Below are 18,427 nucleotides of genomic sequence, written 5' to 3'. Positions count from 1 at the left end.
ATTTCTTTGCCATGTATATTTAGAGTAGCTTAATCCTCCGCGTCAGCGCGGTTGAGCGAACTCGGCCATCATGCGCATGAGATGTGACGCCAATGCACGATTCCAGGGCGAAAAACAGTTTCCATGATCGCGCAACTACCTCTTCGCGCGGCCGGCGGCAAAGTCATGCCGAAAAGAGCACCCATACGCCGGAGATCCTTCCTTCTGAAGCTGAACTGTTGCACGCTATAGGCCGGCTGCTCGACGAACAGCGTGCGAAAGCGCGGCAGACCGAACCGCTGGTGGACCGGATCGAAACGATCCTCGGTTCGCGCCTTCAGGCTGCAAACGATATCGCCTCTGCTTCCGCAGCTGAACCCTCTCGTCCTGTGCCAGAGCCGACGACGCAGTTCGTCCAGGTTCAACGCGTTGCTCCCGCTGAGAGAGCGCCCATTTCGACGGTTTCGCGCGAAATACGGCGCCCGAACTGGATCAGGAACGCTCTCATCATGGCTGCCCTCTCATTTGGCGGCGCCACCACCCCTATCCTGATGCCATCCCCACCCGCGCATTACACCGCAGAAACGATGCTTGCCGTGGATGCGGGCGCAGGTAACCGGGCTGCCCTCGTCGGGGATACCGTCAAAAGACTGTCTTCGGTACCTGTCATCACCTCTGCCGTTGCGGCACTGAAGCTGGACCGCGATCCGGAATTTGCCGGTAATAGCGCCAATGCACTTGGTGTCGCCTTCGATCTTCTCTCCGGCAGTGGCGCGGCCGCCGATCCGGCATCGCGCGCAGAGGCCGCGCTGAAATCTGCCGTAGCGATTATTCCCGACGACCGCACTGGCACGATCCGTCTAATGGTAACGACAGGCGATGGCGACAAATCGACGCGCATCGCCATGCGACTGTCCGATGCGGTGACCGGTGGCAGCGCCGCAGGCAAAGCGGCCGAGACGGCCATGGCCTTGAAGAAGGAAAATGATCAGGCTCAAGCAGAGCTCACGGCCTTCGGTCAGAAGAACGGCGAGGGCAATGTCAAGGTCGCGACGCGGTTGCAGCGCCAGATCGCCGGGCTCGATGCCGATCTGAAGAATGCCGACGATAATATCCTGACTGCCAAGGAGCAGGCCGACAAGCTGAAGGCCGCCAAGCTCGCGGACGTGCTGGAAGGCTCGCTCGCTCCGGATATGATCTCGCCCGCCCTTCAGGATCTGCGCGACAGATACGCGATCGCCAAGACCGCGTTGGCACAGCTTTCGGCAGACCTCGGACCGCGCCATCCGCGCCTGCTCCAACAGCAGTCCGAAGTCGATGGTTTGAAAGATAATATCGGCAAGGAATTGGCGCGCCTCGCCCAGAACGCAAATGCAGCAGCCAAGGCCGCCGTCGATGCGCGCAGACAGCTTAGCGATCGTCGCAACGCGCTGATTGCACAGAGCCGCGATACCGGCGTCGATCTCGCCAAGCTGACCGAACTGCGGGAAAAGGCGTCTGCCGCCCGCTCGCGCCTGGAAGAGGAGGTCTCCGCGACAGGCGCTATTGGTGATGGTCGGGTGACTGTTCGCAAGCCCGCTCTTGTACTGCCGGCTTCCCCCGACAGTAATTTCGGTTTCAGCGCCTTGGTTGGCGGCCTTGCTGGTTTGGCGGTGGGCCTCGGCTTCGCCTTCGTGCCGCGTTTTTTCCGCCGACGGCCCGAACAGGTGCGGGTCCAAGTTTCCGTCGAGGCTCCAATCGTCACCCCTGTGCCCAAACTTGCGCCGGTCCCGGCGTTGGTGCAGGCACAAGAGCCGGCGCTGGTTCCGCAGGCGGCTGAGGAAGTCGATGCGCTGCGCTCGCAGATCGCCAGCCTGCGCGATCGCTTGCATGCCTATCAGGTCTCACGGTAAGCAAACGCCCGACCACAGATTGCTCTTGCATTTGCCGTTTTTAAACGGGATAGGGCGTTATCGGGAAATCATTCCCGCCGCGGGCGAATAGACTGGCGCGAAATTGGGCGGAGAAGACGCGTGACGACAGTAATCGACGGCAAGCAGGTTGCCGCTTCCGTAATCGAAACCGTTAAATCGGCAAATGCTGCGCTAGAAGCCGCCAAAGGCGTCCAGACGGGCCTAGCCGTCGTCATCGTCGGCGACGATCCGGCGAGCCACACCTATGTCAGCTCCAAGAGCCGCATGGCCAAGGAATGCGGCTTCAAATCCGTCCAGCACACACTGCCAGCCGAGACCAGGCAGGAGGCGCTTGCAGCGCTTGTCGCTTCGCTCAATGCCGATCCGTCGATCCATGGCATTCTCGTACAGTTGCCGCTGCCAAAACATCTCGACAGTGAGCCGATCATCCAGTCGATCCTGCCGCAAAAGGATGTCGATGGCCTGAGCGTCGTCAATGCCGGTAAACTTGCGACCGGCGATCTGAAGACCGGCCTCGTTTCCTGCACGCCGGCCGGCGCCATGGTTTTCGTGCGCCGCACCCATGGTGAGGATCTTTCCGGCCTCAATGCCGTCGTCATCGGCCGCTCCAACCTGTTCGGCAAGCCGATGGCGCAGCTTCTGCTGAATGCCAATGCGACGGTCACCATTGCCCATTCGCGCACGAAGAACCTCGCCGAAGTCTGCCGCAACGCCGATATTCTGGTGGCCGCCGTCGGTCGTCCGGAAATGGTCAGGGCCGATTGGGTCAAGCCCGGTGCCACCGTCATCGACGTCGGCATCAACCGCATCGCGGCACCCGAGCGCGGCGAGGGCAAGACCCGCCTCGTCGGCGATGTCGCCTTTGCGGAGGTTTCTCCGGTCGCCGCCGTCATCACCCCGGTGCCAGGTGGCGTCGGCCCGATGACGATCGCCATGCTGATGGCCAATACCGTGATTGCCGCCCATCGTTCGGCAGGGCTGACGCCGCCGATATTCTGATAAGAACAATTCCAGAAAAGTGTGCAGCGGTTTTGCGTCCGGAATTGCGCTAAAATAAGCGGCTGATCAGATTTGCGGGACAGGGCCTGTCGAGGCCCTGACGATCAGCTCGGTCTTCCAGAGTTCCTGATCGGGGAAGGGACCCGCCTGCTTGACGGTACCGATGAGCCGCTGTGCGATGCGCACGCCGGCGGCCCTCAGCGACGAGCGTGTAGTCGTCAGCGGCACGGAGAAATTCTCCGGCTTCAAGAGCGGCAGCACATCGTCATGGGCGATCAGCGATATTTCCTCGCCTAGTTTCAGCCCAGCTTGATTGACGGCCCGGATCGCGCCGAGTGCAAGCACCGTGCTGGAGCATAAAATAGCGGTTGGTCGATCCGGAAGCTGCAGGAAGCGCTCCATGGCGATCATTCCTTCCTCATCCGTCATGACCGTATGGCTCGTGCAGTCCTCCGGAAGCTCCAGCCCGCGTTCGCCAAGCGCTGCAATGAGGCCGTTCCTGCGGCGAATGGCGAAGTCGAGATGCGCCGGCCCGTTCATCAACGCAAAGCGCGTATGGCCGAGCTGCAGGAGAAGCCTCGCCGCATCGTAAAAAGCCGCCTCGTTGTCGATGTCGAGATAGGGATAGTCCGGCTCTGAACCAAAGGAGCGCCCATGCACCACGAAGGGCATGGAAAGCGATTTCAGCATGGCGAGCCGCGGGTCGTGGCCGCGCATATAGGCCACGAAGAGCGCATCCACATTGCCGCTGATCGCGAGGCGCCGCAGCGCTGCGACCTCATCATCCGGGTCCGCCGGCATGATGACGAAGTGAAAGTCGTGGCGCACCGCTTCCTCGCCGAGGCCGGTCAGGAATTCGCCGAAATGCACATCCGACTGATGGCCGGGTGCCGTCGGCATGACGAGGCCAATCGAACCGGCCTTGCCGGTCGCAAGCCGCTGGGCCGCCTTGTTCGGCCGGTATCCGGTTTCCTTGACTGCCCGGAGCACGCGTTCCCGGGTATCCTCGTTGACCTCGGGATAGCCGTTAAGCGCGCGGCTCACAGTTGTCTGCGAAAGCCCTAGCAATTCCGATAGCTGTTTGAGATTCACCTGCTATGCTTCCTCCCGGCCTGCCCTGTGGCCGTCAAATAGTGGCCGCCGCCTCCCAATGGCTTCCAAAGCGCTTTCAAATATGTAGCATCTGCTGCGCTTGACTCAAGAAAAATCGCTCCATATTCCCCATTAAGCCTTGCTGCAACGCGGTATAATGGCGGGTATTCCCGGGGTTTTCGCGAAATGGCTTGACTTCATTCTGCTGAAAGTTAATGAGTTGCGTTGTCAAAGCGCTTTGAGATTTCCTTTGAATGAAATTCTGCGCTATCGGATTGTGATGGGAGGTTGATCACATGAAAAAGTCATTCTTGATGGGCGTTGCACTTGCGGCGCTTTTTGCCGGCGCTGCGTCGGCCGCGGATCTGAAATTCCCGCCCGGCCAGGATTCCAAGTTCAACTGGAAGAGCTATGATGACTTCAAGTCTGCCCATGCCGACCTGAAGGGACAGCAGCTGACGATCTTCGGCCCCTGGCGCGGTGAAGACGAAGCCTTCTTCCAGAGCATTCTCGCTTACTTCGTCGAGGCCACCGGCATCGACGCCAAGTATTCCTCCTCTGAAAACTACGAGCAGCAGATCGTCATCGATACGCAGGCAGGCTCCCCGCCGAATATCGCCATCCTGCCGCAGCCAGGCCTGCTGGCCGATCTCGCTGGCAAGGGCTATCTGACACCGCTCGGTGACGACACGTCCAAGTGGGTCAAGGACAATTACGGCGCCGGCGACAGCTGGGTCGGCTACGGCACCTACAAGGGCAAGGATGGCAAGGAAGCCTTCTATGCATTCCCCTACAAGGCCGACGTGAAGTCGCTGGTCTGGTACGTGCCGGAAAACTTCCAGGAAGCCGGCTACAAGGTCCCGACAACGATGGAAGAGCTGCACGCCCTGACTGACCAGATCGTCAAGGATGGCAGCGTTCCCTGGTGCATTGGTCTGGGTTCTGGCGGTGCGACCGGCTGGCCGGCGACCGACTGGGTCGAAGATATCATGCTGCGCACGCAGAAGCCTGACGTTTACGACAAGTGGACCACCAATGAAGTGAAGTTCACCGATCCGGCCGTCGTTGCTGCCATCGATGAATTCGGCAAGTTCGCCAAGAACGAAAAGTATGTCGATGGCGGTGTTGCAGCAGTTGCTTCGACCGACTTCCGCGACAGCCCGAAGGGCCTCTTCGCCGTTCCGCCGAAATGCTACCTGCATCACCAGGCTTCGTTCATCCCGTCCTTCTTTCCTGAAGGCACGAAGCTTGGCACTGATGCAGACTTCTTCTACATGCCGACCTATGCCGCACATGCCGATCTCGGCAAGCCGGTTCTCGGTGCAGGCACGCTCGTTACCATCGCTAAGGATTCTCCGACGGCCCGCGCTTTCGTCGACTTCCTGAAGACGCCGGTTGCTCATGAGCTCTGGATGGCACAGTCGAGCTTCCTGACCCCGTACAAGGGCGTCAACGTTGATGCTTACGCCAACGAACAGATGAAGAAGGAAGGCGAGATCCTGACCTCGGCCACCACCTTCAGGTTTGACGGTTCGGACCTGATGCCCGGCAAGATTGGCGCCGGCGCCTTCTGGACCGGCATGGTCGACTTCGTCGGCGGCAAGTCCGCTCAGGACGCCGCAGCCGAAATCCAGAGCGCCTGGGACGGCATCAAGTAATCTCCTGACAATTCATGCCGCCGGGTAACCGGCGGCATCACCGGAATGAGCGGCCGGGTTCCAGAGGGGGAGCCCGGTCGAGCCGGATCCTGTGGTCAAACACATCAGCTCTATTGACGATATCCGGCGTTAACCCTCCAGAATAAGACAGGGAAGCAGGGGAGGGACGAAATGCTGTCGCAGATAGTGTCCGCTTTGGGCGTCGTGGTTGTAGCCGTTTTCGCATGCTCGGCCTATTTCTTTTTCTCGAACAAGATCCTCGATCTCGCCTTGCCGGTGCGGGACGGTGATATCCGTCAGGCCTCGCGCAATCTGAATCGGCGCGCGATGATCCGCCCCTGGCTGTTTCTTTTCCCAGCACTTTTCCTGCTGATCGTCTATCTCGTCTATCCTGTCGTCGCGACTTTCATCCTGTCCTTCTACGACCGGTCGGGCAACGAGTTCGTCGGCGCGACCAATTACTTGTGGGCCTTGAACGACCGCGAATTCCGTCAGTCGATCTTCAACAATATCCTCTGGCTCGCCGTCGTGCCCGCTGCCTGCACCTTCTTTGGCCTCGTCATCGCCGTCATGACCGACCGCATCTGGTGGGGCAATATCGCCAAGAGCATCGTCTTCATGCCGATGGCGATCTCCTTCGTCGGCGCTTCCGTCATCTGGAAGTTCATCTATGAGTATCGCGGCGGCAACGATGTGCAGATCGGCCTCCTGAACGCCATCGTGCAGACATTCGGCGGCACGCCGCAGGTCTGGATCTCCGTTCCCTTCTGGAACAACTTCTTCCTGATGGTGATCCTGATCTGGATCCAGACCGGCTTTGCCATGGTCATCCTCTCGGCCGCACTGCGCGGCATCCCGGAAGAGACGATCGAGGCTGCTGTCATCGACGGCGCCAACGGCTGGCAGATCTTCTGGCGCATCATGGTGCCGCAGATCTGGGGTACGATCGCCGTCGTCTGGACGACAATCACTATCCTTGTTCTCAAGGTCTTCGATATCGTGCTCACCATGACCAACGGTCAGTGGCAGACCATGGTGCTGGCGAACCTGATGTTCAACTGGTTGTTCCGCGGCGGCGGCGATTCCGGCCGAAGTGCCGTCATCGCCATCATCATCATGCTCGCCGTCACGCCGATCATGGTGTGGAACGTGCGCCGCGCCAATGCCGAACTGAAGGGACGCTGAGATGACGAGAGCTGCAAGCTACTTCAAGATCGGTCCCGCCCGTCTTTTCGTCCATTTCTGTGTTCTCGTCATTGTCATTGTCTGGCTCGTGCCCACACTCGGCATCTTCGTCAGCGCGCTCCGCGACAGGGACCAGATCACCGTTTCCGGCTGGTGGACCGCCTTTGCCGGCTCCACGCAGACGGTGGCCGCCCGCCTCGGCTCACCCGACCAGCAGAAGCAGGAAGGCGATATCTACGTCATCACGGGCAATGTGCTGGCCGACCAGCCGGGCCGCTCGGTCAAGGCCTTCGGCATACGTGTGCAGCAGCCTTCGGCCTTCGAAGCCGGTCAGACCGCCGATCTCGGTGACGGCGAAAGCCTGCTCATCAACAGCGATGGCAGCTACCGCTACATGAAGAATGTCGCCTTCGCGCCCGATGAACGTCCGCGGCGTATCTATCTCGCGGCATCGGCTCCGCCGGAATTCACGCTCGCGAACTATAAGACCGTTCTGGCGAGTGAGGGCATCGGCCAGTCCTTCATCAACTCGCTGACGGTGACCATTCCGGCGACCATCATCCCGATCCTGATTGCCGCCTTCGCCGCCTACGCGCTGAGCTGGATGGAATTCCCTGGTCGCGCGCTGCTGATTGCGCTCGTCGTCGGCCTCATCGTCGTGCCGCTGCAGATGTCGCTCATCCCGCTGCTGCGTCTCTACAATGAGATCGGCACGATGATCGGCCAGCCGTCGAAGACCTATCCCGGCATCTGGCTGGCGCACACGGCCTTCGGCATGCCGCTCGCCATCTATCTCTTGCGCGCCTATATTGCCGGCCTGCCCAAGGAGATCATCGAATCCGCCCGCGTCGATGGCGCGAGCGACTTCGAGATCTTCACTCGTATCGTTTTGCCTCTGTCCTTCCCCGCGCTCGCCTCCTTCGCGATCTTCCAGTTCCTTTGGGTGTGGAACGACCTGCTCGTTGCCATGGTCTTCCTCGGCACCGACAAGGACCACCTCGTGCTGACAGGAGCGCTGAACGCGCTGCTCGGCTCGCGCGGCGGCAACTGGGAAATCCTGACGGCGTCCGCATTCGTCACCATCATCATACCGCTGCTCGTCTTCTTCTCGCTGCAGCGCTATCTGGTGCGCGGCCTGCTGGCGGGGTCGGTCAAGGGAGGCTGATCCATCCCAAGACGTAATTTCAAACAGGATATTCCATGAGTGTGGCTTCCCAATCCATTCTGACCGCCGACAAGGACTGGTGGCGCGGCGCGGTGATCTATCAGATCTATCCGCGCTCCTACCAGGATTCGAACGGCGACGGCATAGGCGACCTGAAGGGCATCACCGCCCGCCTACCGCATATCGCAAGCCTCGGTGCCGACGCGATCTGGATTTCGCCCTTCTTCACCTCGCCGATGCGCGATTTTGGCTACGACGTTTCGGACTACGAAAACGTCGATGCGATCTTCGGTACGCTGATCGATTTCGATACGCTGATTGCGGAAGCCCACCGTCTCGGCATCAAGGTGATGATCGACCTCGTCATCTCGCACTCTTCCGACCAGCATCCCTGGTTCGTCGAAAGCCGCTCGAGCAAGACCAATGCCAAGGCCGATTGGTATGTCTGGGCTGATGCCAAGCCGGACGGCACACCGCCGAACAACTGGCTGTCGATCTTCGGCGGCTCCGCATGGGCGTGGGATCCGACACGCATGCAATATTACATGCACAACTTCCTGACCTCGCAGCCGGACATGAACCTGCATAACCCCGAGGTTCAGGACCGCCTGCTCGATGTCGTCCGTTTCTGGCTGAAGCGCGGCGTCGACGGCTTCCGCCTCGACACCATCAACTTCTACTTCCACGACAAGCTGTTGCGCGACAACCCGGCGCTTGCTCCCGAACGCCGCAATGCCTCCACCGCGCCTGCCGTGAACCCCTATAATTTCCAGGAGCATCTCTACGACAAGAACCGCCCGGAAAACCTCGAATTCCTGAAGCGCTTCCGTGCGGTGCTGGAAGAGTTCCCGGCAATCGCCGCCGTCGGCGAGGTGGGCGACAGCCAGCGCGGTCTCGAAATCGTCGGCGAATATACGTCGGGCAATGACAAGATGCACATGTGCTACGCCTTCGAATTCCTGGCGCCCGATCCGCTTACACCTGAGCGCGTCGAGGAAGTCATGAAGGATTTTGGTGCCGCGGCTCCCGATGGCTGGGCTTGTTGGGCCTTCTCAAACCATGACGTGATGCGCCATGTCAGCCGCTGGGGTTCGCTGGTTGCCGATCACGATGCGTTTGCCAAGCTCTATGCCTCGTTGCTTATGACGCTGCGCGGTTCTGTCTGCCTCTATCAGGGCGAGGAGCTTGCCCTCACCGAAGCCGATCTCGCCTATCAGGACCTGCAGGATCCCTACGGCATCCAGTTCTGGCCCGAGTTCAAGGGCCGGGATGGTTGCCGCACGCCGATGGTCTGGGACAGCCAGGTTGCCCAGGGTGGTTTCTCGACGGTCAAGCCCTGGCTGCCGGTGCCGGTCGAGCACATCCTGCGCGCCGTCAGTGTGCAGCAGGGCGACGAGAATTCCGTGCTGGAGCACTACCGCCGCTTCATCGCCTTCCGCAAGCAGTACCCGGCTTTCGCCAAGGGCGAAATCGAGTTCGAGGATCCGCAGGATGACGCGCTGATCTTCACGCGCGAGTTCGGAAACGAGACGCTGCTCTGCATCTTCAACATGGGACCGGCGGAAACCAATGTGACCCTGCCTGCGGGCGAATGGCAGGCTCTGACGGGCCACGGCTTTACCAGCAACAATTACGGCGACAAGATCGATATTCCGGCCTGGGGGGCGTATTTCGCCCGCCTCGCTTAAGGATCAGGAGGGGAGAGGAAAATGACTGGACTGACGCTTAAGGATATCCGCAAATCCTATGGCTCCGTGGATGTGCTCCACGGCATCGACCTGGAGATCAACCAGGGCGAATTCATCGTTTTCGTCGGCCCCTCCGGCTGCGGCAAGTCCACGCTTCTGCGGATGATCGCCGGGCTGGAAAACATCACCGGCGGGGAGATGTACATCGACGGCATGCTCGTCAATGACGTGCCGCCCTCCAAGCGCGGCATCGCCATGGTGTTCCAGTCCTACGCGCTCTATCCGCACATGACTGTTTTCGACAACATGGCCTTCGGCATGAAGATCGCCGGCGAGAACAAGCAGGAGATCGACCGCCGCGTGCGGGCTGCGGCCGAAAGTCTGCAGCTCACAAAATATCTCGACCGCCTCCCCAAGGCGCTCTCGGGCGGCCAGCGCCAGCGCGTGGCGATCGGCCGCGCCATCTGCCGCAATCCAAAGGTCTTCCTCTTTGACGAGCCGCTATCGAACCTCGATGCGGCACTGCGCGTCGCAACCCGCATCGAGATCGCCCGCCTGAACGAACAGATGGCCGATACGACGATGATCTATGTCACGCACGACCAGGTCGAGGCGATGACGCTGGCAGACCGAATCGTCGTCCTCTCTGCCGGCAATATCGAGCAGGTGGGTGCGCCGCTGGAGCTCTACGAGCGCCCGGCAAACCTTTTCGTTGCCAAGTTCATCGGCTCTCCGGCCATGAACATCATTCCTGCAACGATCACCGACGCCGGCGAAAGCACGACGGTGACGCTGACGGGCGGCAAATCGGTGACACTCGATATCGCAACGGCCGCATCCGAGAAGGGCAAGCAGGCAAGCTTCGGCGTTCGCCCCGAAGATCTGCGCATTGCAAGCCCTAATGAGGACTATCTCTTCGAGGGCGAAGTTTCGATCGTCGAGCAGCTCGGTGAAGTGACTCTGCTCTATATCGAAGGCCTGGTTCAGGGTGAGCCGATCATCGTCAAGCTGCCCGGCATCTATGATGTGAAGAGGGGTCAGAAGATGCATTTCGTCGCCGATTGGCAGAAGCTGCACCTCTTCGATGCGTCGGGCCACACCTATAGGAAATGACCATCCATTTTTGGTGGAATCCTTCTTCTTGAGGCTGTGCAGGGGAAGGATTCTTACTTTCTGTTAAATATGCGGTGCTAGCCTTTTTCCCATTACGACTGAGGGAACCAGGGCTATGGCCGCATCGAATCCAACACCTCCGAAATCGCACTTCCTGGCGAAGGAAGAATCTTTCATGTACGACCGCGAAGCGCGGTTCAAGATGGAAGATACGATGAACGCCGCGCGCATCGAATATACGGAAAAGGGCGTCATGCATGCCGCCTCGCGCCGCTGCGATATCGTCCGTATCTCGATGAGCAGCGCGATACTCGCGATCCTCACGCAGTATACCCTGCCGAAGCAATTCTATCTGGATATTCCGGATGCCCGCATCACCAAGGTGGGCTGCCTGCTGATGAAGACCTTCCCGAACAACACGATTGAAGTTCGCTTCCTGCGCCTGCTGACGCAGAAGGAGCTGAACAAGATCTTCGTCTACAGCACGCACCCGGCTCACAAGGATTACGTCCTCGATATCCGCGCGTAACAGTTTCGCGTCTCGCTGGATATGAAAAACCCGCGGTTCCGGCCGCGGGTTTTTCTTTTATATCGATGATGATGTCAGTGAGTGTGGAAAAGCACGCTGGCACCCTGGTCGGAGGGACCGACCGCGTGGCGGAACGGCGCGAAGAGCTCGCGGCCCATGCCGAATTCATTGTCCGAGAGATCGATGGTTACAGGTTCGCGCTCGGCCATGTCGGCAGCGTCGACCAGAACCTCCAGCGTACCCCTGATCGCATCCAGACGGATGATGTCGCCATCCCTGATGCGGGCGATCGGGCCGCCATCGACCGCTTCCGGCGTGACATGGATCGCCGCCGGCACCTTGCCGGACGCTCCGGACATGCGCCCGTCGGTCAAGAGCGCCACGCGGAAGCCGCGATCCTGCAGCACGCCGAGTGGTGGCGTCAGCTTGTGCAACTCCGGCATGCCATTGGCCCTCGGGCCCTGGAAGCGCACGACGGCAATGAAGTCGCGGTTGAGCTTGCCTTCCTTGAAAGCGTCCTGCAGCTCCTGCTGGCTGTGGAAGATCACTGCCGGCGCTTCGATGATATGGCGCTCGGGCTTGACGGCGGAAATCTTGATGACCGCCTTGCCGAGATTGCCGCGCAGCATCTTCAACCCGCCATTCGCCTGGAAGGGCGTCTCGATGCTGGCGAGCACCTTCGGATCGTGGCTCTTTTCCGGCGAGCGCTGGCGCACGACAGCGCCGTTATCGCCGAGCTGCGCATCGACCGTATAGGCCTGCAGCCCGTGACCGAACACGGTGCGCACATCGTCATGCACGAGGCCCTGCTTCAGGAGTTCCTTGATGAGGAAGCCCATGCCACCGGCTGCCTGGAAATGGTTCACATCCGCAAGCCCGTTCGGATAGACGCGGGCAAGCAGCGGCACCAATTCCGAAAGCTCGGCAATATCCTGCCAGGTCAGCACGATGCCGCCGGCGCGCGCCATGGCGACAAGGTGCATCGTGTGGTTCGTCGAGCCGCCCGTCGCATGCAGGCCGACGACGCCGTTGACGACCGAGCGTTCGTCGATCATTTCGCCAGCCGGCGTGAATTCGTTGCCGAGCGCGGTAATGGCGAGCGCCCGCTTGGCGGCTTCGCGCGTCAGCGCCTCGCGCAGCGGCGTGCCGGGATTGATGAAGGAGGAGCCCGGCATATGGAAGCCCATGATCTCCATTAGCATCTGGTTGGAGTTCGCCGTGCCGTAGAAGGTGCAGGTGCCGGGGCCGTGATAGGACTTGGATTCGGCTTCCAGCAGTTCGGCGCGGCCGACCTTGCCCTCGGCAAAGAGCTGGCGCACGCGCGACTTCTCGTCGTTCGCCAAGCCTGTCGTCATCGGTCCGGCTGGAATGAAGATCGACGGCAGGTGGCCGAAGGAAAGGGCAGCGATCATGAGACCGGGTACGATCTTGTCGCAGACGCCAAGGAAGAGCGCAGCATCGAACATGTTGTGCGATAGGCCGACGCCTGCCGCCATGGCGATCAGGTCGCGCGAAAAGAGCGAAAGCTCCATCCCCGGCTGGCCCTGGGTGACGCCGTCGCACATGGCGGGTACACCGCCGGCGACCTGGGCAATACCGCCGGCTTGCGCTGCCGCCTCGCGGATGATCGCCGGATAGGTCTCGAACGGCTGGTGAGCCGAGAGCATATCGTTATAGGCGGTGATGATGCCGAGATTGGGCACGCGGTCGCCCGCAAGTGCATCCTTCTCGGCGGGGGAACAGACGGCGAAGCCGTGGGCGAGGTTGGCGCAGCCGAGAACGGAACGGTTGACGCCCTTTGAGGCGGCAGCGCGCAGGCGTTCCAGATAGCGCTCGCGGGTCGGCTTCGAGCGTTCGACAATGCGATTTGTAATCGCAGCAATGCGTGCGTGAGCGGACATGGAAAATCCCTGCCTTGTTCTGGTTCGTTTCTATCTGCTCGCCGGCTCCGGCGGCCCTTCAGGCCGTATCAGGGAGCCCAGTAGATCTCGACCGGGGAAGTGGCCCGGCGCAGAATGGCGCGGATCGGCATTTCTGCCTCTTCGCCGTTGCCTTCCGCCTTGGCGAGAACGTCTTTTTTGCCTTCGCCCTCAATGTGGAGAATGAGCAGTTTGGCATCCTCAAGAGCGGAGAAGGTGAAAGTCAGGCGCGGTTCGCCTGCCCCTTCTGCATCCATGGTGATGATGCCGCGTGGCGTCTTTGCGTCGAGCGCGAGGCTCAGATTGTTGCCGCCCGGGAAGAACGAGGCCGTATGGCCGTCGCCGCCCATGCCGAGAATGACGACATCGAAAGGGATGCCGATCTCGGCGCTCTTTGCCGTTGCAAGCTTTGCGGCCTCCTCGACGGAGGCGGCCGGCTGGTAAAGCGGCACGAAACGCGCCGCTTTAGCCTTGTTCTGCAGAAGATTGGCATCGACCAACAGATGGTTCGAGCGCGGATTGTCGGAGGGCACGAAGCGTTCGTCGACGAGTGTGATCGTCACCTTGGCCCAGTCGATATCGCGCGCCGAAAGCGCCTGGAAGAAGGCTTTCGGCGTGGAACCGCCGGAAACGGCGATGCTCGCTTCTCCGCGGGCTGCAATGGCTGCCGTAAGCGCTCTGGAAACCTTGTCTGCAAGGTTGGTGGCGAGTTCGGCGGCGTTTGCGAAGGAATGCAGTGTCGATGCCATATCTTCAGACCTCAGACTAGATGTCGTCGTGCCAGGTGCGGCCGTCGCGTTCGATGAGCGCGATGGCCTGGCTCGGACCCCAGGTGCCGGCCGTGTAGCCCTGCACCTGCTGGCCGGTCGATTCCCAACCCTTGAGGATCGGATCGACCCACTGCCATGCGGCTTCGACTTCGTCGCGGCGCATGAACAGCGTCTGGTTGGAACGGATGACGTCCATCAGCAAACGCTCGTAGGCGTCAGGATTGCGGACGTTGAAGGCTTGGGCGAAGCTCATGTCGAGCGAGACATTGCGTAGACGCATGCCGCCCGGACCAGGATCCTTGATCATCAGCGACTGCTTGACACCTTCATCCGGCTGCAGGCGGATGATCAGCTGGTTCTGGCTGATACGGCCGGCGGCCTGATCGAAGATCGCATGCGGGATCGGCTTGAAGGTGATGACGATTTCCGACATGCGCCCGGCAAGACGCTTGCCGGTACGGATGTAGAAGGGAACGCCTGCCCAGCGCCAATTGTTGATCTCGGCCTTGATGGCGACGAAGGTTTCCGTGTTGGAAACCCCGCCTTCCAGCTCTTCGAGATAGCCCTTGACCGGGCCGCTGCCGGAAGCGCCGGCGCGGTACTGGCCGCGAACCGTGGCCTGCTCGACGTTGGAGGCGTTGATTGGCTTCAGCGCGCGCAGAACTTTAAGCTTTTCGTCGCGAACAGCTTCCGAATCCATCGAGGAAGGAACTTCCATCGCGGTTAGGCAGAGGAGCTGCAGGATGTGGTTCTGCACCATGTCGCGCAGTGCGCCGGCTGTGTCGTAGTAACCGGCGCGGCCTTCGAGGCCGACGGCTTCGGCAACGGTGATCTGGATGTGATCGATATAGTTGGCGTTCCACAGCGGCTCATAGAGCGCGTTGGCAAAGCGCAGCGCCATCAGGTTCTGCACCGTCTCCTTGCCGAGATAGTGGTCGATGCGGAAGATCTGCTCTTCCTTGAAGGCGCGGCCGATACTGTCGTTGAGCTGCAAGGCCGAGGCGAGGTCACGGCCGATCGGCTTTTCGACGACGATGCGGGTCGATTTGGTGATCAGCTTGTGGTCGTGGATCTTCTGCGAAATGTCGCCGAAGATGCCTGGAGCGACGGCGAGGTAAAAGGCGCGAACCCGGTCCTTGCCCTCGTCGAGCAGCTTCTTCAGCTGATCCCAGCCGCTGTCCGTGCGGGCATCGACGGAAACATAGAAGAGACGGGAGCAGAACTTTTCGACTTCCGCCTCGTCATATTCGCCCTTCTTCAGGTGTTCCTTGAGCGCGTCCTTGGCGAACTTGCGGTATTCCTCATGCGAAAGCGGGCTGCGCGAAGCGCCGATGACACGGGTCGGTTCCGAGAACTGGCCCTCGATCTGGCGATGATACAGCGCGGGCAGAAGCTTGCGTTCGGCAAGGTCGCCGCTGCCGCCAAAGACGACATAATCAAAAGGCTCAACGGGAATGATTTGGCTGCTCATGAGCTTGTCTCTCAATCAGGCTTGGTTGGTGGCCGTTTTAATCTAATCGATTTAAAAAAGCCAGTGTGCGGTGCAATGAATCTGTCCGTCATCGGTTTTAAAGCGAATTACCCGCAGAGGAAATCCGCAATCGAACTAAAACTTGTCGCGGAGGGCGAACCACGACAAGGCAAGGAAAAGCAGCGGCGCCCGCATGCGCGCGCCGCCCGGAAAGGCAGGGATATCGAGCGCCTTGAAGAGATCGAGATCGGCCGATTTTCCCAGCACCATTTCTGCGTAAAGCTTGCCACAGTAATTTGACAGCATGACGCCGTGGCCGGAATAACCGCCGATCGAGGTCACGCCGGGCATGACCTCGCGCACGAATGGCTGGCGGGGCATGGTGATGCCGACCGAGCCGCCCCAGGCGTGAGTGATCTCGATATCTTTCAATGCGGGATAGATTTCGGCGATCTGCCGGCGGATATGCTGCGAAATGTCACGCGGATTGTCCGCCGTATAGGCCTCGCGTCCGCCGAAGAGCAGCCGTCCGTCCTTCATTTTGCGGAAATAGCGCACGACGAAACGCGAATCCGCCACCGCTTCGCCGCCGGGGATGACATTGGGAAACTGGTCGAGAGGCACCGTAGCGCCGATGAAGGAACGGATCGGCATCACATGGCTTGCCGTGATTGGCTCCAGATTGCCGATATGTCCATTGCAGGCGATCAGCGCCCTGTTGGCAGTGATCGTGCCGCGTTCGGTTTCGATAACGACCTTGCCGCTGCGCTCTTCGATCGACTTTGCCCTGGTCATTTCGAAAATATCGGCCCCGGCATTGGCTGCCACCCTACCAAGGCCGATCAGCAGCTTCAGCGGATGGATATGGCCAGTGCCGACGTCGCGTACCCCGCAATAGAAGCGTTTGGAGCCAAGCCGCTCCTGCGTCTCCTCGCGGTCCATGAAACGCAGATGCGGATAGTCGTAACGGAAGGCCGCGATTTCCGCATTCTCGTAGTAGTGCCGCTTGTAGCTTTCCTTGTGGGCGACGCTGAGCTGACCGGGCACATAATCCATATCGATCTGGTGCTCGGTCGCAAAATCCATGAGGTGCCGCTTGGCATCTTCGGCAAGGTCGAAGAGCGCCTTGGAGCGCTCATAGCCGATCTTCTCCTCCATCTCTTCCGGCCACCAGCGCTGGCCAGTGCCGAGCTGGCCGCCATTGCGCCCGGAGGCGCCGTCGCCGAGCCTGCTGCCCTCGATGAGCGTCACCGAGACGCCGGCCCTGGCGAGATTATAGGCGGCCTGAAGGCCCGTATAGCCGCCGCCGATGATGGCGACGTCACACTGCCTCGAGCCGTCGAGCGCCGGATAATCCGGCCGCTCGCCGGCTGTCGTCTGATACCAGGACAGGCCAGGCGCGATGGGGCTCTGCCATGTCTCTTTCGTCATGGCGGACCCTCACACGTTCAGAAGGAGGAATTCCCGCTCCCAGGGGCTGATCACCTGCATGAAAGTTTCGAACTCGCCCCGCTTCACGCCGGCATAGAGCCCGATGAACTCCTTGCCGAAGACTTCCTCGAATGCCGGTTCGTCTTCAAGCAGTGCCACGGCTTCCAGAAGGCCGCGCGGCAGGTCGATCGAGCCCTCATTGGCCGAATCCTCGGTCGGCGCCGTCGGCTCGATTTCCTTAGTGATGCCGAGCAGACCGGAGGCAAGCGAAGCGGCGAGCGCCAGATAGGGATTGGCATCCGAGCTCGGCAGGCGGTTTTCCACGCGCCGCGCCTGCGGATCGGAGACCGGCACGCGGAAGGCCGTCGTGCGGTTGTCGTAACCCCAGGCATTGTTGACGGGGCAGGACATATCCGGCTGCAGGCGGCGGTAGGAATTCACGTATGGCGCCAGCATGGCAAGCGCGCTCGGCACGTATTTCTGCATACCGCCGATGAAGTGGAAGAATTCCTTCGAGGCCGAACCATCATTGTTCGAGAAGACGTTCTTGCCGGTGTTGATGTCCACCACGGACTGGTGGATATGCATTGCCGAACCCGGCTGGCCCTGCATCGGCTTTGCCATGAAGGTGGCGTAGATATCGTGCTTCAGCGCCGCCTCGCGGATCGTACGCTTGAAGAGAAACACCTGGTCGGCAAGCTCGATCGGATTGCCGTGACGGAGGTTGATTTCGAGCTGCGCCGGTCCTTCCTCGTGGATCAGCGTATCGATCTCGAGGCCCTGCTTTTCCGAGAAGTGGTAGATGTCGTCGATCAACTCGTCGAACTCGTTGATGCCGGCGATCGAATAGCCCTGGCCACCGAGAATCGAACGACCCGAACGTCCCTTGGGCGGATGCAGCGGATAGTCCGGGTCGTCATTCGTGGCGACGAGATAGAATTCGATTTCCGGCGCCACGATCGGCTTCCAGCCGCGCTCGGCATAGAGGCTGAGAATGCGCTTCAATACGTTGCGCGGCGTGTAGGGAACTTCCTGTCCGTCGGAATTGACGATGTCGCAGATGACCTGCGCGGTCGGGTCGGCTTCCCAAGGCACGACGGACAGGGTGGAAAGGTCGGGCACGAGCTTCAGGTCGCTGTCGCGCGGCTCGTAGCGGAAGCTTTCGGTCTCCTCGGGATATTCGCCTGAAATCGTGTGGCGGTAGATCGCCGAAGGCAGTGCGAGCGATGTGTTGGAGGTGAATTTGGAGGACGGCATCATCTTGCCGCGCGGCACGCCGGCAAGATCCGGCGTGATGCATTCGATGTCTTCGATACCGCGTGCCCTCAGCCACTGCGCTGCTTCCTTCCAGTTCGCAACACCGCGCAGAGATCCGGGATCAGGAGGGGATTTCTTCGAGGCGGGTACGTTTCTGGCAGGCTTCAGCGTCGTCTTTTTTGGGGACATGACACACCGGTTTGCGTTGATCGTAACGCCATCATAACCGGAGTTTGGCAATTGGCGAGGGGGTGGAAG

At 60.5% G+C, this 18,427-nt stretch carries 14 protein-coding genes; 8 read left to right on the top strand and 6 right to left on the bottom strand.

Going from position 1 to position 18,427, the window contains the following annotated elements; all coding sequences use genetic code 11:
- The first annotated feature begins 92 nt into the window (after positions 1 to 92).
- Both J2X71_RS02905 and folD read left to right on the top strand, forming a co-directional pair.
- Complete coding sequence (locus J2X71_RS02905) at positions 93 to 1,871, top strand: succinoglycan biosynthesis protein exop (RefSeq protein ID WP_310378800.1); 1,779 nt, start codon at positions 93 to 95, stop codon at positions 1,869 to 1,871.
- 120 nt (positions 1,872 to 1,991) lie between these two features.
- Complete coding sequence (gene folD / locus J2X71_RS02900) at positions 1,992 to 2,891, top strand: bifunctional methylenetetrahydrofolate dehydrogenase/methenyltetrahydrofolate cyclohydrolase FolD (protein WP_310378798.1); 900 nt, start codon at positions 1,992 to 1,994, stop codon at positions 2,889 to 2,891.
- Positions 2,892 to 2,957: 66 nt separating this feature from the next.
- Here folD and J2X71_RS02895 read toward each other — a convergent pair whose 3' ends face one another.
- The gene (locus J2X71_RS02895; RefSeq protein WP_310378796.1) at positions 2,958 to 3,983 is read right to left on the bottom strand and encodes a substrate-binding domain-containing protein; all 1,026 of its coding nucleotides are present in this window, start codon (positions 3,981 to 3,983) and stop codon (positions 2,958 to 2,960) included.
- Between the two features lie 296 nt (positions 3,984 to 4,279).
- On the opposite strand from J2X71_RS02895, the gene J2X71_RS02890 reads away from it, so the two are divergent.
- The 6 genes from J2X71_RS02890 to J2X71_RS02865 all read left to right on the top strand — a co-directional run bounded on the left by J2X71_RS02890 (position 4,280) and on the right by J2X71_RS02865 (position 11,321).
- Positions 4,280 to 5,641, top strand: coding sequence for an ABC transporter substrate-binding protein (locus tag J2X71_RS02890; RefSeq protein ID WP_310378794.1), 1,362 nt, complete (start codon positions 4,280 to 4,282; stop codon positions 5,639 to 5,641).
- Positions 5,642 to 5,812: 171 nt separating this feature from the next.
- Positions 5,813 to 6,826: a sugar ABC transporter permease gene (locus J2X71_RS02885; RefSeq protein WP_310378792.1), complete on the top strand. Its 1,014-nt coding sequence runs from the start codon at positions 5,813 to 5,815 to the stop codon at positions 6,824 to 6,826.
- Position 6,827: 1 nt separating this feature from the next.
- A complete protein-coding gene (locus J2X71_RS02880) occupies positions 6,828 to 7,991 on the top strand; it encodes a carbohydrate ABC transporter permease (protein ID WP_310378790.1) in 1,164 nt (387 codons plus the stop codon).
- A 35-nt stretch (positions 7,992 to 8,026) separates the two neighbouring features.
- A complete protein-coding gene (locus J2X71_RS02875; protein WP_310378787.1) occupies positions 8,027 to 9,679 on the top strand; it encodes an alpha glucosidase in 1,653 nt (550 codons plus the stop codon).
- Positions 9,680 to 9,700: 21 nt separating this feature from the next.
- Positions 9,701 to 10,792 (top strand): sn-glycerol-3-phosphate ABC transporter ATP-binding protein UgpC, encoded by a 1,092-nt coding sequence (locus J2X71_RS02870; protein WP_310378785.1) that lies wholly within the window; start codon positions 9,701 to 9,703, stop codon positions 10,790 to 10,792.
- Between the two features lie 115 nt (positions 10,793 to 10,907).
- Positions 10,908 to 11,321: a hypothetical protein gene (locus tag J2X71_RS02865; RefSeq protein WP_310378783.1), complete on the top strand. Its 414-nt coding sequence runs from the start codon at positions 10,908 to 10,910 to the stop codon at positions 11,319 to 11,321.
- Positions 11,322 to 11,395: 74 nt separating this feature from the next.
- On the opposite strand, the gene edd is transcribed toward J2X71_RS02865, so the two are convergent.
- The 5 genes from edd to J2X71_RS02840 all read right to left on the bottom strand — a co-directional run bounded on the left by edd (position 11,396) and on the right by J2X71_RS02840 (position 18,358).
- Positions 11,396 to 13,222, bottom strand: coding sequence for a phosphogluconate dehydratase (gene edd / locus J2X71_RS02860; protein ID WP_310378781.1), 1,827 nt, complete (start codon positions 13,220 to 13,222; stop codon positions 11,396 to 11,398).
- Positions 13,223 to 13,290: 68 nt separating this feature from the next.
- On the bottom strand, positions 13,291 to 13,989 hold the full coding sequence (pgl, locus tag J2X71_RS02855; protein WP_310378779.1) for a 6-phosphogluconolactonase: 699 nt from the start codon (positions 13,987 to 13,989) through the stop codon (positions 13,291 to 13,293).
- A 16-nt stretch (positions 13,990 to 14,005) separates the two neighbouring features.
- Positions 14,006 to 15,481, bottom strand: coding sequence for a glucose-6-phosphate dehydrogenase (zwf, locus tag J2X71_RS02850; RefSeq protein WP_007819337.1), 1,476 nt, complete (start codon positions 15,479 to 15,481; stop codon positions 14,006 to 14,008).
- A gap of 135 nt (positions 15,482 to 15,616) precedes the next feature.
- Complete coding sequence (locus J2X71_RS02845) at positions 15,617 to 16,912, bottom strand: FAD-binding oxidoreductase (protein ID WP_310378776.1); 1,296 nt, start codon at positions 16,910 to 16,912, stop codon at positions 15,617 to 15,619.
- A gap of 9 nt (positions 16,913 to 16,921) precedes the next feature.
- Positions 16,922 to 18,358, bottom strand: a complete 1,437-nt coding sequence (locus tag J2X71_RS02840; RefSeq protein ID WP_310378773.1) for a glutamine synthetase family protein — start codon at positions 18,356 to 18,358, stop codon at positions 16,922 to 16,924.
- Positions 18,359 to 18,427: the final 69 nt, after the last annotated feature.

Source organism: Rhizobium sp. 1399 (assembly GCF_031455475.1).
Classification (GTDB): Bacteria; Pseudomonadota; Alphaproteobacteria; order Rhizobiales; family Rhizobiaceae; genus Rhizobium.
Note: the sequence above shows the minus strand (reverse complement) of the source record. Positions and strands in the feature narration are given on the sequence as shown.

Coding starts and splice junctions, on each gene's coding strand:
- J2X71_RS02905 (WP_310378800.1), top strand. CDS start 93: ATGCACGATTCCAGGGCGAAAAACAGTTTCCATGATCGCGCAACTACC.
- J2X71_RS02890 (WP_310378794.1), top strand. CDS start 4,280: ATGAAAAAGTCATTCTTGATGGGCGTTGCACTTGCGGCGCTTTTTGCC.
- J2X71_RS02885 (WP_310378792.1), top strand. CDS start 5,813: ATGCTGTCGCAGATAGTGTCCGCTTTGGGCGTCGTGGTTGTAGCCGTT.
- J2X71_RS02880 (WP_310378790.1), top strand. CDS start 6,828: ATGACGAGAGCTGCAAGCTACTTCAAGATCGGTCCCGCCCGTCTTTTC.
- J2X71_RS02875 (WP_310378787.1), top strand. CDS start 8,027: ATGAGTGTGGCTTCCCAATCCATTCTGACCGCCGACAAGGACTGGTGG.
- J2X71_RS02870 (WP_310378785.1), top strand. CDS start 9,701: ATGACTGGACTGACGCTTAAGGATATCCGCAAATCCTATGGCTCCGTG.
- J2X71_RS02865 (WP_310378783.1), top strand. CDS start 10,908: ATGGCCGCATCGAATCCAACACCTCCGAAATCGCACTTCCTGGCGAAG.
- edd (WP_310378781.1), bottom strand. CDS start 13,222: ATGTCCGCTCACGCACGCATTGCTGCGATTACAAATCGCATTGTCGAA.
- pgl (WP_310378779.1), bottom strand. CDS start 13,989: ATGGCATCGACACTGCATTCCTTCGCAAACGCCGCCGAACTCGCCACC.
- zwf (WP_007819337.1), bottom strand. CDS start 15,481: ATGAGCAGCCAAATCATTCCCGTTGAGCCTTTTGATTATGTCGTCTTT.
- J2X71_RS02845 (WP_310378776.1), bottom strand. CDS start 16,912: ATGACGAAAGAGACATGGCAGAGCCCCATCGCGCCTGGCCTGTCCTGG.
- J2X71_RS02840 (WP_310378773.1), bottom strand. CDS start 18,358: ATGTCCCCAAAAAAGACGACGCTGAAGCCTGCCAGAAACGTACCCGCC.